Annotated in this window: 10 protein-coding genes and 1 pseudogene; 7 read left to right on the plus strand and 4 right to left on the minus strand. The window is 68.4% G+C overall.

Features of this window, described 5'->3' with window-relative positions; all coding sequences use genetic code 11:
• Positions 1–187 precede the first annotated feature (187 nt).
• Positions 188–1,570: an MFS transporter gene (locus tag A4R44_RS30100; RefSeq protein ID WP_067588237.1), complete on the plus strand. Its 1,383-nt coding sequence runs from the start codon at positions 188–190 to the stop codon at positions 1,568–1,570.
• A gap of 10 nt (positions 1,571–1,580) precedes the next feature.
• A complete protein-coding gene (locus tag A4R44_RS30105) occupies positions 1,581–2,507 on the plus strand; it encodes a cyclase family protein (RefSeq protein WP_067588239.1) in 927 nt (308 codons plus the stop codon).
• Positions 2,508–2,785: 278 nt separating this feature from the next.
• Here A4R44_RS30105 and A4R44_RS30110 read toward each other — a convergent pair whose 3' ends face one another.
• Positions 2,786–3,145 carry a hypothetical protein gene (locus A4R44_RS30110; RefSeq protein ID WP_163069792.1) on the minus strand — a complete coding sequence of 120 codons (360 nt, stop codon included), beginning with the start codon at positions 3,143–3,145 and terminating at the stop codon, positions 2,786–2,788.
• Positions 3,146–5,570: 2,425 nt separating this feature from the next.
• Here A4R44_RS30110 and A4R44_RS30115 point away from each other — a divergent pair.
• Positions 5,571–6,719, plus strand: a complete 1,149-nt coding sequence (locus A4R44_RS30115) for a S9 family peptidase (protein ID WP_067588243.1) — start codon at positions 5,571–5,573, stop codon at positions 6,717–6,719.
• Between the two features lie 231 nt (positions 6,720–6,950).
• Positions 6,951–7,190, plus strand: a pseudogene (locus A4R44_RS52665) (DUF6444 domain-containing protein); the annotation flags it as partial.
• Between the two features lie 221 nt (positions 7,191–7,411).
• Here the strand turns inward: A4R44_RS52665 and A4R44_RS30120 are convergent.
• On the minus strand, positions 7,412–7,765 hold the full coding sequence (locus A4R44_RS30120) for a hypothetical protein (RefSeq protein WP_157905035.1): 354 nt from the start codon (positions 7,763–7,765) through the stop codon (positions 7,412–7,414).
• A 2,153-nt stretch (positions 7,766–9,918) separates the two neighbouring features.
• Complete coding sequence (locus A4R44_RS30125) at positions 9,919–10,881, minus strand: LysR family transcriptional regulator (protein ID WP_067588245.1); 963 nt, start codon at positions 10,879–10,881, stop codon at positions 9,919–9,921.
• 115 nt (positions 10,882–10,996) lie between these two features.
• Between A4R44_RS30125 and A4R44_RS30130 the strand changes: the two genes are divergently transcribed.
• Genes A4R44_RS30130 through A4R44_RS30140 form a run of 3 tightly spaced genes read left to right on the plus strand, consistent with a single transcriptional unit; the run spans position 10,997 to position 13,819 of the window.
• Positions 10,997–11,977 carry a dipeptidase gene (locus A4R44_RS30130; protein WP_067588247.1) on the plus strand — a complete coding sequence of 327 codons (981 nt, stop codon included), beginning with the start codon at positions 10,997–10,999 and terminating at the stop codon, positions 11,975–11,977.
• Positions 11,974–12,486: a VOC family protein gene (locus A4R44_RS30135; RefSeq protein ID WP_067588250.1), complete on the plus strand. Its 513-nt coding sequence runs from the start codon at positions 11,974–11,976 to the stop codon at positions 12,484–12,486. Before A4R44_RS30130 ends, A4R44_RS30135 begins: the two co-directional genes overlap by 4 nt.
• Positions 12,470–13,819 carry an MFS transporter gene (locus tag A4R44_RS30140; protein ID WP_067588253.1) on the plus strand — a complete coding sequence of 450 codons (1,350 nt, stop codon included), beginning with the start codon at positions 12,470–12,472 and terminating at the stop codon, positions 13,817–13,819. Before A4R44_RS30135 ends, A4R44_RS30140 begins: the two co-directional genes overlap by 17 nt.
• Before the next feature lie 139 nt (positions 13,820–13,958).
• Here the strand turns inward: A4R44_RS30140 and A4R44_RS50950 are convergent, their stop codons facing one another.
• Positions 13,959–14,138 carry a hypothetical protein gene (locus tag A4R44_RS50950; protein WP_067588255.1) on the minus strand — a complete coding sequence of 60 codons (180 nt, stop codon included), beginning with the start codon at positions 14,136–14,138 and terminating at the stop codon, positions 13,959–13,961.
• Between the last annotated feature and the right edge of the window lie 312 nt (positions 14,139–14,450).

Genomic DNA, 14,450 nt, shown 5'->3' on the forward strand with positions numbered 1-14,450 from the left:
CCCCGCGCCTGCCGAGNCACCCCTCTATGCCCCCCCCGCGCCTGCCGAGCCGACCGCACACCTCTCCGGCTTCGGGCGCACCTCGCCGCACGTCTGCGCAGCTCCACGGTCTGGCTCATAACCTGGCGTCGTGTTATCGTCCTCCCGCTCACCCCCAAGCCCGCGCATGTGCGCTGAGGGAGGACCCATGTCCCCGTCCGTCGGCAGCCAGTCCCGAACGCTCGTGGCCCGCCTCGACCGGATCCCGCGCTGGCCGTATCCGAAGATCCTGCTGTGGATCGTCGGCTCCGGATACTTCTTCACGTACTTCGAGACGAACAATCTCGGCATCGCCTTGCCCGCCATCAGNGCCATCAGAAAAGACCTTGCCGCCGGCGGAACCGCGATCTCGCTGACGATCACTTCGAGCCTGCTCGGGTTCGTCGTCGGCGCGTTCTTCACCAGCTTCGTGAGCGACAGATACGGCCGCCGGGCGGGGATCCTGGCTTCCCTCGGCGTCATTTCCCTCGGTTCGCTGGCGACCGCGGCGAGCCCGAACCTCGAATGGCTGATCGCGTGGCGCCTCGTCGCGGGCGCCGGGGCGGGCGGGGCCGTGGTCACCATCAGCACCTACATCGGCGAACTCGCTCCGGCCGGGCTGCGCGGCCGCTACAACGCGTGGGCCAGTTTGTTCGCCTTCGTCGGGACGACGGTGACGCCGCTGATCGCGCTGACGCTCGTGCCGTCGGTCAGCTGGGGCTGGCGGCCGTTCCTGCTCATTCCCATCGTGTCCGTGCTTTTCCTGGTCGCGACGAGGAAATCGCTGCCGGAATCGCCGCGGTGGCTGATCTCCCAGGGCCGGGACGCCGAAGCCGAGAAGATCATCGGCCAGGCAGAGCGTTTCGCGACCCGCCGGTCCGGCATCCCGCTGCCGCCGCCGGCTCCCGTCGCGGACGAGCCTCGCGCGACGTCGCGAGTTCCCTACGGAGCCTTGCTGCGCAAGCCTTTCCTCGCCCGCAGCCTCCTGCTCACGGCCATCTTTTTCCTCTTCTACCTCACCTCGTACGGATTCGCGAGCCTCAACCCGACGTTCATCAACCAGCGCGGGTTCGATCTGAGCGCCAGCATCGGGTTCGTCGCCATCGGCAACGTGGGCACGATCGCGGGAGCGCTGCTGGCCCCGTGGATCAGCGACCGGTTCGAGCGCAAGCACGTCGTCGCGGCGGCCTCGCTCCTCACCGCCGCGGGCTGCGCGCTGCTCGGCGTCTCCTCGCACCTGCCGGGGCTGCTCGCCGGAACCATTGTCACCTGGTTCGCCGCCGCGGTGTTCCAGCCGATCCTGTACACGCTGGGGACGGAAACCTTCCCCACCCGGGCCCGGACCGCGGGCATGGGCTTCTCCGACGGGATCGGCCACCTGGGCGGAGCGGTGGCGGCGCCGCTGCTCGTCGCGATCCACGGCGGCCTCGGCGTGACCGCCGCCTACCTGGGCATGGCGGCTCCGATGATCGTCCTGCTCGCGTTCCTGCCGTTCATTCCGGCCACGGTGCGCAAACCGCTGACGGAGATCAACCCCGAAACCGCTTCGTGAAAGGCCCGGCATGCCCGATCAGCACCTGCCCAGCGAAGACGAGGTGCGCCTGCTCCTGCGGCGCGACCGCAACTGGACCCGCTGGGGCCCCGACGACCAGCGCGGCGCGATCAACCTGATCGACGACGCCAAGCGGCGGCAGGCGGCCGGGCTCGTCCGGTCCGGACGCTCCGTCTCCCTGTCCCGCCCGCTGGACGCGGCGAAAAGCGCGCACAACCCGGCGCCGATCGGCCAGCGGCTCGCGCGGGAATCGTGGCGGGCCCCGGGAGCCGGATACGCCCACGACGAGATCGTCGTCGACTGCCACAGCCGCAACATCACCCACCTCGACGCGCTCTGCCACATCTGGGACAGCGAGGGAATGTGGGGCGGCAAACAGCCGGACGAGGTGCTGTCCGAATCGGGCTCGTCCTGGGGCGGCATCGACACCTGGTCCGACGGCATCGTCACGCGGGGCGTCCTGCTCGACATTCCGGCGCTGCGCGGCGCCGACTGCGTCGAAACGGACGAGCCGGTCCAGGGCAGCGAACTCGCCGCGGCCGCCGCGGCGGCCGGCCTGGCCGTGGAACCCGGCGACGCGGTGTGCGTGTTCGGCGGACGGGACGAATGGGACGCTCGCCACCGCCAGGACTGGACCGGCTATCCCCCGGACCCCCGGCCAGGACTGCACGCCTCTTGCCTGGAATTCCTTCGCGGCCACGACGTGGCGATGCTCGTGTGGGACGTCGCCGACGCGACGCCCAGCGGTTACGAAACGCCCTGGACCGTGCACGGCGCACTGATGTCCTACGGGGTCGCCCTGCTCGACCAGGCCCAGCTCGGCCCGCTCGTCCGGGAATGCCGGGCTTCGGGCCGCTACGAGTTCATGCTGTGCGTCGCACCGCTGCGCATCGCGGGCGGCACCGGTTCCCCGGTCAACCCGATTGCCATCCTGTAGTGCCGGTGCCGGTGCCGGTGCCGGTGCCGGGAAGGGGATGTTCGCCTGCCGGGGCCCGCGAAGGCGACGGTTGATCAACGAAGGACCTCGTCCCAGGCGACCGGGGTCGCGGCCCCGCAGCGTGCGACAGCGGTTTTGTCCTGGCTCCAGCCGATGAACGCGCGGCGGGCGCTCGGCCGGTTTCGGTGTCTCGCGGACGCGCCGGTCGGCGCGGGCCCCGGTGCGGGAGGGGAACGTCTTGCCGCCGCGGCGAAACTCAACCGCCTCGGTCCCGGACCTCAGGCGCAGCTCTTGCGGATCACCTCGTTGATCCGTGCGCCTTCGGACCGGCTCACCGGGCGCTGCGGGGTGCTGAAGCTCTGCACCGCCTCGCCGTCGGGGTCGGGGAGATGAGCGTTGAGCGCAGTGCATTGCCGGACCACCCGCTGCGGGAAGTAGGGCAGCTCCTGAAGAGCCCGCAACCCGTGCTGGACCAGATCGCTCTGCACCCCGGCCAGTCCGAGCGTGGCGTACGCCTTCGCCGACCTGTCGTCCGGGTTGTCGGCCATCCCTCGCATCCAGCTCGGCAGGTACTTCGGGTCCGCTTTGACCCGAGGCGGCATCGGTCCGGACTCCGCCGAGGCGGGCGCGGAAGACACGGCCGACGACGGTGCCGGCGCACTCGCGGGACGGCTAGCACTCTGCGGCGGCGAGGACGGTGCTGAACCGCAGGCGGTCAGCACGCAGGACGCGACCGCGGCGCCGACGACTGCGAACAATCGCGCTTTCCGGTCAGTGCCGGGCACCGGTCCGGCCGCCGCGCTCGTGAGATGCGTTGGGCGCCGCTGGCTTGATCGGTGTCCTGACATGAAATGCTCCGCTCCTGAGTGGACTGGTCATCTTCGGCAACCGTGCCAGGCCGCGGCGGGAGGGGTCCCGAAACGAGCAGTCCGGATTGCCGAGCCGCCCGGCCTTCGCCAGTCGCTGGCGGAAATGGCGGTTGGCCGCCGTTCACGCCAGACCTCGTGCGCGTCGCAGGTGCTGATGCCTGGGAGGTGCTGCGGGGGAGGTTTTGTCGGCTATTGCGCGGAATTCGGTCGGCAGTGTTCGATGTCGGCGAGACTTCGCTTGACAGCGCACGAGAGTTTTGACGCGTGGGCAGACTGGATAGGGGCCAAGAGACACATCTTCTCGGCGGTCCTGGGCACCGTGACCCCGCCCGGCAGGAACAACGCGGAGACGTTCCAGATTGTTCGTCCCGGCTTCGAGGCCAGGGCGCGCTCGCCTGCACCGACCCGGCGCAAGCCGATAACCTCGGCTTCGCCGACAACGGGCCTGCCTCTTGGCTACAGCGGGCACGGCGCCAGGGTCGCGACGACGCAATATTCGCAACTGCGGCCAGCTCTTCCGGTGGCCGAGACACGCGATGCTGCATCGCGGCTCAGGAACTCCTGACGAGTTCTCGCAAGCTTGAACGGTGCCGCAGCCGAATACAGCGCCAGCACCGAGGTATAAGCTGCCGCCGCACGAGCGAGGTGCAATTGGCACCGGTGACCGTCACCCGCCCGGGACGTTCTCCCCGCGGAACACCAGCAGATCACTGCCCGGCAAGCCGGCCACTGGCCGCACCGGAACCACTCGGGTTCGGCGGAGGCTCGTTGTCCGGGCCCCGACGTCGGCACCATATTTTGCGCCTTGCGCATGTGACTCAATCAACTCGGTTTCACAAAGCCCAATGGCGGACTCCGCGAGCGCATTGCCGGAGGATGCCACCAACTGGGCCGATTGGAGCGTCGATTCCGAACTCAGCGAGATGCCGTGCGAACCGGAAGAACGCGCACCGGACTTTCCGGCCGAGACAAAAGACCAGTCGCCCAGTTCCGGTCGTCAGCGACGATCTCGGTGCATGCAGGTATGACGATTGACCATCCCGGGATTTGTCGAGAAAACTCGTCAATGACCGCAGCAGGATGCACCCCTCCGGCAATCGCGCGGAGACAGCCGCGTGCCATATTTCTTCCGGGCACTCGGCGAACGCGCGGCCGACCAGCCCAGCGAGCCGGCTGCGGCGTGCATCGTCGCGGTCTTGCAGGGACGCGGGCAGACCACCGGCCGGACCCGCCTGGGCGAGCGACCGTGCCCCGCGGTGCCAGCTCGCAGCGCATCCGGCCGATCCGGCAGCGGCCCTCATGCTCGAATCCTGGCCGTCAATTCCTCGTCCCGCACCACACGGGACCGGTCGCGTCGAGCATGCGAAAATCCGGCCTGGGACGCCTCACGGGCGAAACCTCGGCAATTTTGGCAATAAATGCGAACGGCACTGGCCCTAATTCGCAGACGGCACCGCTTTTTCAACAGATCACCCTCCGCCTTCAAGCGCCAGTTTCCCCTTCCCGCTTCTTCCATCGCACCACTCGGCTTCTCCTTGAACACGCCGTTCCGCCTCCGCCTCGTCCAGCCAGGCACCCAGCGTTCCCTTGCCGGCTCCCAGATCCCGGGCAACCTCAGCGACCGGCCGACCAGCAATCCTGCCCGCCTCGGCCTCATGTTCCCGAGCATGCGTCCGGAGCGCGCCAGACCCATTGCGACGTCCCTCCGCACGGGCCGGCATGCACCTCATCGGCTCTTCACGGAACAGCCGGGGCCCACCAGCGACTCCCGCCGCCCCGGATCGCGGCAACCCTTGACAAAGCACATCCGGAGGTTATTACTATAGCTTAGGACAAAGTATCTTAGCACTGAGCGACCTGCGATCGGCCCGGCGAGGAGTCCCACGACCATGGTCACGCCCACTCATGCCGTCACCGCCGAGGCGACCGGTGCGCTGCCCGGGCGTCGGCCGATGAGCCGGTGGCGGCCCAGAGCAGGCCCTGATCGCCGACGCGGCCATCTTCACCGGGCGTCGACGATCTCTTCACGATGAATCGGGCTTTCCCCACCCGCCACACGGGTCATTCCCGTGCACACCGCTGGCTGCCGTCAGCCCGGCACGCATGCTTCGTTATCCGATCCGCGACTACGCACAACGACGAGCGGGGACGGGCGATCGTCGCACCCATCGGTCCACCCTTCTAGGAGAATGAGATGAACGTAAGTTCCTCCTTTGCGCGACGTCGTCCACTGACGATTCTGCTCGCGGCTGGATTGACACTCGCGGCGTGCAGCGGTGCTCCGGCAGCTCGCACTCCGGAACTGCCGCGTCCGGGCCAATTGCTGACCGCTGAGCCACAAGGCGGCTTGCCGGACGCTTCCCGGAATCTCCGAATCTCCTACGTCTCGACTTCCTACCTCGGCCAGAATACCGTCGTATACGGTCGCGTGTCGCTCCCTGCCACTCCGCCCCCGCCCGGCGGCTACCCGGTGATCAGCTGGGGCGAAGGCGCGACTGGAGTCGCTCCTCAATGCGCCCCGTCGCTTGTGGGGAGTGCGAGCTCTGACGCGTACCTCGATGAATGGCTTAAGCGAGGCTATGCGGTGGTGCGCACCGACTATGCGGGATGGGGTGCGGCAGGGCCGCGGCCCGAACTGAACCAGAAGAGCAATGCCGATGCAATCGTTGATATTGTCACCGCAGCTCATTCGGCGAGCGACAAGCTGAGCAACGACTGGATAGCAGCCGGGCACAGCGAGGGCGGAGGAGCCGCATTGTGGACCGCCGGCTTAAGCGATCACGCCCGTGCCAAGTATACGCTCAAGGGTGCCATAGCAATCGCCCCGACGGGTCCAGGCATCCTGAAGTTTATTTACGACGTAATTAATGGAAAGCCTATCTCTCAATTGGTCCAGATGCTTCTGGCATGGACGGTCGTGGGAGCGCACGTCACAGATCCCACGATTGACCTCCATCAGCTGGTGACAGATCACATGATGCCGCAGGTCGATGCGGCCAAAGCAAGCTGCAAGACCGCCCAGCTGCCACAGTTGCAGCCAGGACAGTATCTCAAATCCGGCAAAGAAACCGACAAACTCGCCGCATTCCTTCGCCGCCAAGACCCCTCCGCATTGACGATGAAGGTCCCCGTCCTGATCATCCAAGGCGACAAAGACCAGACCACCGTCACTCCCGACACCACGCAGCAAATGATCCAAAGCCTGTGCGGCCACGGCGCCTCGATCGAGTACGAATCTTACCAGGGCGAGAATCACGGCTCGGTGATCGGGGCATCACGGAAGGACGCGTTCAGTTTTGCCGCTTCCGCATTCGCCGGGAGCGCGCCAAAGAACTCTTGCTGACCGCAGGTCCTGGGCAACCGCACCACATCCGCCGGAGGCGGCCGCGACAGGTTCGCCGCCGCGGCCGGAATCTCGGGCCCCGCCCACCCGGCCGCCGGGTGAGCGCCGAATGCGCGGACCACCGCCGGGAGCGCAGCGAAACCGTTGTTCGGCACCGCCAATCTCAACTCGTAGAGGCCCCTCTCGCGAACCATGCCACCCGCATTCAAGCTGGATTGCCGAAGGAGCAAGATGAGCTTCTGCCTGGTCGAGTACCAAAACCCGGTGAACCCGCCCCACGAGCTTGCCGCCCTGGTTCTGTCGCAGGCGGCCGTGATCGCCACGATTGAGCTGTCGCGGGCTGAGCTGGAACGGCAGCTCAAGGCCAGCTCGCGCAACTCGTCGACACTTCCGTCGCAGGACCTGTATGCGAACCCGGCGCCGAAATCGCTGCGCCTCTGCAGTAGCCGCGGACAAGGGAACCAACCCGGTTCGACGGGTGCGAGCCTGAAGCTGGTCGAGGCCGCGGCCCTCGACCATGTCCTGGCGGCATGCTCGACGCGGAACCGGTTTGCGGAACCGCCCGAGCGCGGACGTGCTGCGCCGCCGGGTGCACTACCCGCCCGAGATCGTCCCAGTGGTGACCGGGCACCGCAGTGGCACCGGCGGCGTTGCCGGTGCGGTCTGCTCACCGCCGCGGCCGCCCCCGCGTGTTACTGGCCGAACGTCACCGCGCCGGCCGCGTGTCCGCTGACCTGCCACCATGTCCTGGTCGCACGCGCGGCGGAACCGCTCGCCGACGCAGCGAGCATGCGGGTGTCCACCAGCGGGGTCCACTCGGTGCTGGACCGGCTCGCGCCCTTCGCCGACGCGGCCCGGGACGCGCTGCGACGAGCGCCGGTGACGCGTTTCGACGAGACCGGGCTGCGCGCCGGCGGCACCCGGTTCTGCCGCGCTCGTCCTCCACCGACCGGCTCGCGGCCCACCTGCTGCACCCCGAACGCGGCCGGGACGCCATCCTGCCCGGATTCGCCCGGACCGCAGCGCACGACGGATGGCGCCCCCACCGCACCCACCCGCTCGGCAACGCCCACCACCAGAGCGAACTGCTCACCGCCGCCGAAACCACCGGGCCAGCACTGGCGCGCCCAGCTCAGCGGTTTCCTCGACGAACTCAACGCCGCCGCCGGTGAACTCGACCCCCGCGAGATCCCCGGCAACGTCCTCACCGCAGGGCGACCCCGCACACCCGCAGCCACACCGGACGCCCCCAGGGCGGCAGACCCGGCCAAACCAAAACCCGGGCCCGGCTCGAACGGCCGCACCGGCATCGCGAAGACGTCCTGCGATTCCTGTTCGACCTGACCGTTCCCTTCACCAGCAACCAGGCCGGACGCGACACCCGCATGACCAAACGCGACTCCACCTCGCCGGCTGGCGCACCACCGTGCGCTCCCGCGTCTCCACCACCCCGCGAAGGCGGCATCACCCCACGCCGCCACGCCATCACGGGAAAGCCCTGTCTGCCACCACAACCGGCAACTGCCTGACTAGTTGCCGGACGGTTCGAACCAGCTGTGCCTGCCCAGCCCCGACGGCGAACCGCGGCCGCGGAGACGTTCACCAGCGAAATGCAAAGGACGGACATCTGATCATGGTCAACGAAGATTCCAGCCTGCCGACCGCACCGGTGCGGAGAAGAGCGTTCTTCGGGCTGGCCGCCGTCGCTTCCGCAGGAGGACTTGTTGCGTGTTCGGAACCAGCACGTTCACCTGAAGGCGCCACGAGCGAGATACCCGCCGCACCGGCGGGAGACCATGTACGAGTGCTCGGGGTGAACGGGGGCCTATCCTCAGCACCACCCGCTCCCAACCAGCGCTGGCGCTGGTGGTCGGCACCCGAGCATACCTCGTCGACTGCGGCGGAAATGCGGATCAGCAGTTAGTGGAGTCCGGTATCGGATTCGCCGGGTTGGGCAACACACCACCACGCCGACCACGTCACCGGCCTGACCGGCGTAGCTATGCTCGGCTGGACCTACACCCCCTCTCCGGTAGGAGACCTTGACGTATGGGGCCCGCCGAAGATCGACGCGGTGGTCAGCGGAATGCAGCAAAGCCTCGGGGAGGCGACCAGGCTTTTCTCCGGCAGCAGGCGGCCGCGACGAGTGACCGCGCACGTCGTATCCGCCCCGGCGACCGGTAGCGTCGAGGTCCTCCGCGACGACTTGGTCAGGGTGACCGCGACGCGAGTGTTTCACGGGCCCGAGGTTCCCGACGCCTACGCTTATCGGTTCGACATTCTCGCTACCGGCCACAGCGTTGTGTTCTCTGCTCGTCTGGCGCTTCGGCAAGATCGAGCGGAGATGGTCCGCGCGCGGCTCCCCCGGCCGCACCACGGAGCGGCGGCGATGACTGCTTCAGCTCGCTGGACCGAGGAGCAGACTCCGGCCAGCTTTCCAGGCCGTCGCCTGGCACACGCGCAGCCGCAACAGTCAGCCCGACGAAACCCGCTGCCGCCGAGCGGGCGCATCGTCCGGCACTGTCCATGACCGTCGTTTTTCAGGAGCAGTACCATCTTTGGTTCCGCCAGCGTCGGCCGCACGGCGTAACGAGACCGCGCCCGCCGCGGACCGGTACCGGTTCCTCTCCTCCGCTGCGGGGCTGGCCCGGATGCCGCTCGTGTTGGTCTGCAACGGCCCGCAGGGGTGCGCCGGTCGCGCGCCGACGATCGCCGCGACTTGCTCCGCCGCGCACCCGCAGTAGCAGGTGCCGTGCGCGGACGGGAGGCACCGCACTGCGGGCGAGGTCGGCGATATCGGGCCAGGCCAACAGGTACGGATCCCGATCGGCCGCCGGGAGCGGCCCGGGGACAAGATCGCCGCGCGATGCCGCGAACCGCATCGGCGAGCCTGAGTTCGCGGCCAGGCTCGTCCAAGCGGAGACGTCGCTCCGCGAGGCGTGGCCGCCGATCCTCGGCCAACGCCCCCGATCGGATCCGGTCGCGAACAGAATTCCGCGCCCGCCAACGCGAGCGGGCCGTGCGCACGGCCCGGGTCCGACCGGTCGAACAGTCGCAACGCAGCGGGCCACGGCGCCATTCCGCGCCCGGTGAGTTGCCTGACCTGCCGCCCGGCGGGGCGGCCGCGTTTCCCGTATTCCGCTCGACAGTCCCAGGCGGGAAGTCCGCGTTTTCGGGAACGCCCCTCAGGAACTCACGATCACGGGTCGGGTAACAACCCTGCGTCGCTGCCTGCGGACAGGAGCTTTTGCGGGGAGTCGCCGTCCGGGGCGGTGGCGAAGCATGTCTGCGCCGCGCGCAGGAACTTCGCGGCGAGCGGATCGGTGTGTTCTTCGGAGACAGCGACGAAGAGCCGGGAGACCGCGCCCTCGTCCGCGATGTGCCGGTAGACGAGCCCCGGGGGGTGGTTGGTGCGTACGGAGGCGGGCACGATGGCCACGCCCATCCCGCTGCCCACCAGGCCCAGGGTCGTGGTGAAGGCCAGCGCTTCGAGGGGGTAGCTGAGATCGATCCCGGCGGCCGCGGCCAGTTTCGCGATGACGTCGGACATGGCGGGCGCGACGGCGCTCGGGAGCACGATGAATTGTTCGCCGGCCAGCGCGGCGAGGCGGACTCGCCGGCGCCGGGCGGCCGGGTGCTCGCGGGGCAGTGCGAGCAGCAACGGCTCGGTGAGGAGGGGGAAGAGCCGCACCGAGGTCGCTTGGCTGGTGTCCCGCACCAGCCCGACATCCAGGTCGCCCTGAGCGACGGTGCGCAGCTGTTCCAGTGTCGGCATCTCCTGGAGCCGCAGCTTCACCTGCGGGTTCGCCCGTCTGAACGGCGCGACGATCCGCGGGAGCGTGCCGAAGGCCGCGGACGGCACGAAACCGATGCGCAATCGGCCTGCTCGTCCGGAGACGAGGTGGTCGATCCGCTCCGCGGCTCGGGCGTGCTGCGCCAGCAGGGCTTTCGCCTGCTCATGCACGGCGCGGCCCACGGGAGTCAGTCGCACGGACCGGGTTGTCCGCACGAGCAGTTCCACGCCGAGGCGGCGCTCCAACGCACGCACCTGCTGGCTCAGCGCCGATTGGCTGATGTGCTCCCGGGCCGCGGCACGCCCGAAGTGCAACTCGTCCGCGACCGCCGCGAAGTACTCCAGCTGACGCACGTCCCAGTGATCCATCTGCGTTCCTAATCAATCGATCAGCAAAACGGACTTCAACTTATCGATGGCCGGCCGCATCCTCGGTGCCAGGGGCACACTCCGGGCTCCGCGAGTACTCACCGGAAGGCAGGGCATGACGCAACCGCTGCTGATCGACGGATGCGAGATCAACAATTGGACGCCGCAGGTCATCGATGACCTCGCCAAGGGAGGCGTGGGCGCGGTACAGGCCACCTGCGCCGTGTGGGAGGACGCGCGCGGTACGCTGGACCGGCTGATGGGCTGGCGGCAACGGTTCGCGCAGTACTCGGACCGGCTGGTGCATGTCCGCTCTCCGGACGACATCCGCGCGGCCGCGGACAGTCATCGGCTCGGGGTCTTGCTGGGGTTTCAGAACACCGCACCGATCGAAGACGACCCCCGCCTGCTGGACCTCTATCACGAGCTGGGTGTTCGGGTGGTCCAGCTGACCTACAACGTGCAGAACGCCGTCGCCGCTGGTTGCCTGGAGCCGCACGACTCTGGTCTTTCGCTGTTTGGCCGCAGGGTCGTGGAACGAATGAACGCCTTGGGAATGCTGGTCGACTGCTCGCACGTGGGCGACCGCAGCACCCGCGAGGCGGTCGACGCCTCGAGCGACCCGATCGCGCTGACCCACACGAATCCCCGCTGGTTTTGCGATCATCCCCGCAACACCCCCGACGACATCCTCACGGCTGTCGCCGACCGCGGCGGCGTCGTCGGTGTGACCACCTACCCCACGTTCATCGGCGGCCCGCAGGTCACGCTGCGCCAATTCTGCACGATGGTGGCGACGCTCGTGGACCAGATCGGGGTGGACCATGTCGCGCTGGGCAGCGACTTGTCCCGGGAGTGGACCGATGCGGATCTGGTCACGCTGCGCAACGGCCGGCTGAACCCGGACCCGGAGCCGGCGCGCTGGCCTCGCTGGCAGGACTGGTTCGGCACCGCCGCGGACTTCCCGGTCCTGCTGGACGGTCTGCGCGCGGTCGGCTTCGACGAGCCGGCCCTCGCGGCTGTCGCGGGAGGAAACTGGCTCCGGCTGTACGACGCTGTGTTCCGCGAAGGGGCGACCGGAGGGACTCGGTCATGAGCCTGGCCCTGGGCCATGTCGGCTACACCGTTTCCGACCTGGACGCCGCGATAGCCTTCTTCACCGAGCACTTCGGCTTTGTCCTGCGGCATCGGCAGCTGCAGGACAACGACTACACCAGAGCCACGGTGGGAGTCCCCGATGCGGTGGTCGACAACGCCATCCTCACTCCCGCCGGCCATGTCGACGGGTGCGAGCTCCAGCTTCTGCAGTACGTGGTACCGGCCCTCCCGGGGGCCTTCGCACCCGTTGCCCAGCCAGGTTCGGCTCACCTGGCGCTGGAAGTCACCGACCTGGCGCAGCTGTACCGCCGAAGCTCCGCGAGCGGCGTGCGGTTCACCTCCGCACCCAACCGCATCGACTCCGGCCGCAACGCAGGCGGCCTGATCGCCTATGCGCTGGGGCCGGACAACCTCCGCATCGAGCTCGTTCAGCGTCCCCAGTCCGGCACCCGGCGAGCATCGCACAGCAGCGGGGCACACAGGAGGACCGATGAATACCGAAGCTGACTCCGGGACAGAGCTCACCAGCCAGACCCGCGGACAATTGATCCGCGCTGCCGTCGCCGGCAATTTCGCCGAGTGGTACGACTTCGGCGTTTACGGGGTCGTCGCTTCCTCGGTAGCGGCACACTTTTTCCCGTCCGGCGACCCGACCACGGCGCTTCTGAGCACCTATGCGGTTTTTGCGCTCACCTACGTGAGCCGACCGCTGGGCGGCCTGGTAGCCGGTTGGATCGGCGACACCTGGGGACGCCGGGCGTCGTTGACCATCACCATCGTCCTCATGTGCACCGCCACGGCGCTCATCGGAGTGCTGCCTACCTACGCCGCCATGGGCGTCGGCGCACCCGCTCTGTTGCTGGCCTGTCGACTGTTGCAGGGCCTCGGCGCCGGCGGAGAATACGGCTCGGCCGCCAGCTTCCTCTACGAGCACAGCTCTCCGCGCACCCGCGCCCGCAACATCAGTTACCTCGTGGCCAGCACCTTCCTCGGGGTGCTCGCCGCTGTCGGAGTGGCGAGCTTGACCAGCGCCGTCCTGGGCAACGCCGCGTTTGACGCCTGGGGGTGGCGCATCCTGTTCCTGCTCGCGTTGCCGCTCGGCGCGATCGGTATCTACGTCCGCTTGCGGGTCCAGGAAACTCCCCAGTTTCGGCAACTCGCCCACGCCCGAGGAAGCCGGAACCAGCGGGCCACGCCCATCCGGGACGCCTTTGGGCAGCAGTGGAAGACGATGCTCGTGTTCTTCTTCGTGGTCGCGGTATACGCGCTGATCACGCCGACCGTGTCCTCGTACTTCACCACGTTCCTGAAGGGCCCCGGGCAGATGTCCAGCAGCGATGCCTACAGCATCACCCTGATCACGGACGGCATCCTGGTAGTCGCCGCGCTGGCGGGCGGAAGGATCATGGAACGCGTCGGGTTGCACCGGTTGATGGTGGGAGGGGCAGCCTTCGTCGCCGTCTTCAGCGTCCCGGCGTTCGTCATCGCCGCCCAAGGATACGTGGGCGGGATCGTGGGCGGTGTCATCCTGGCGACCGGCAAGGGGATGCTCGCCGTCCCGGCGGCGCTCGCGATCGCGTACATGTTTCCGACCGAAACCCGGGTTACCGCCGGATCCTTCGCCTACAACGCCACCGTTGTCCTCTTCGGCGGCAGCGGGCCGCTGCTTGGCGTCTGGTTGAACTCGCAGGTGGGAAGCGAGTACGTCTTCGGGGTCTATCTGTCGGCCGTCGCGCTCGTGTCCGTCATCGCGGCCTCAGTCGGGCGACTCCGGCTGAAGCATCCGGCCGGATCCGTCTCAACGCTCCCGGCCGAGGGCGACGCGGTCGCCCCGTCATGAGGGCCGAGCCGCCCAAGAGGGTCCCGAGCGGCCTTCGAGAGTGGCCGCTCGATCACACCGGAGGGCTTGCAGCCCCGCCAGCGGGACTGGGGTTGACCCGCTTTGACCGACAGGGCCGCTGAGGTCTGGTCAGGTCAGGCTACGTGACGCGTGGCTGTTTCGTTGCTGGCGGGGCTGAGGCAGCCTTCGATGTCTCGAAGACCGCTTTGTGCGCGGCGGCGCGGGCGGGCCAGTCCCGCCGGTCGAGCAGTTCGGCTTTGCTGATCGCGAAGAACGATTCGGCGACCGCGTTGTCCCGGCATTGTCCCTTGCGTCCCACCGATAACCGTACGCCTTGCTCGTCGGCGAGCGCGTTGAACTGGGCGGAGGTGTACTGGCAGCCGCGGTCGGACCGAAAACCACTCCGGGTTCGGGGCGGTGCTGGGCGAGGGCGGTGCGCAGGGCGTCGGCGACCAGCTCGGTGCGCAGGTGATCCGCGGTGGCGCAGCCGACCGCCCGGCAGGAGTCCAGGTCGATGACCGCGGCCAGCCTTCCCAGGCGGGGATGTAGGTGTCGTCCCCGCACCAGCGGGTCTCGATGCTTGTTGCGGTGCAGGAGAAATCACGCTTGATGAGGTCGGCGGGCAAGGTCG

The sequence above is a fragment of the Amycolatopsis sp. M39 genome (genome assembly GCF_001651785.1).
Taxonomy (GTDB): Bacteria; Actinomycetota; Actinomycetes; order Mycobacteriales; family Pseudonocardiaceae; genus Amycolatopsis; species Amycolatopsis rubida.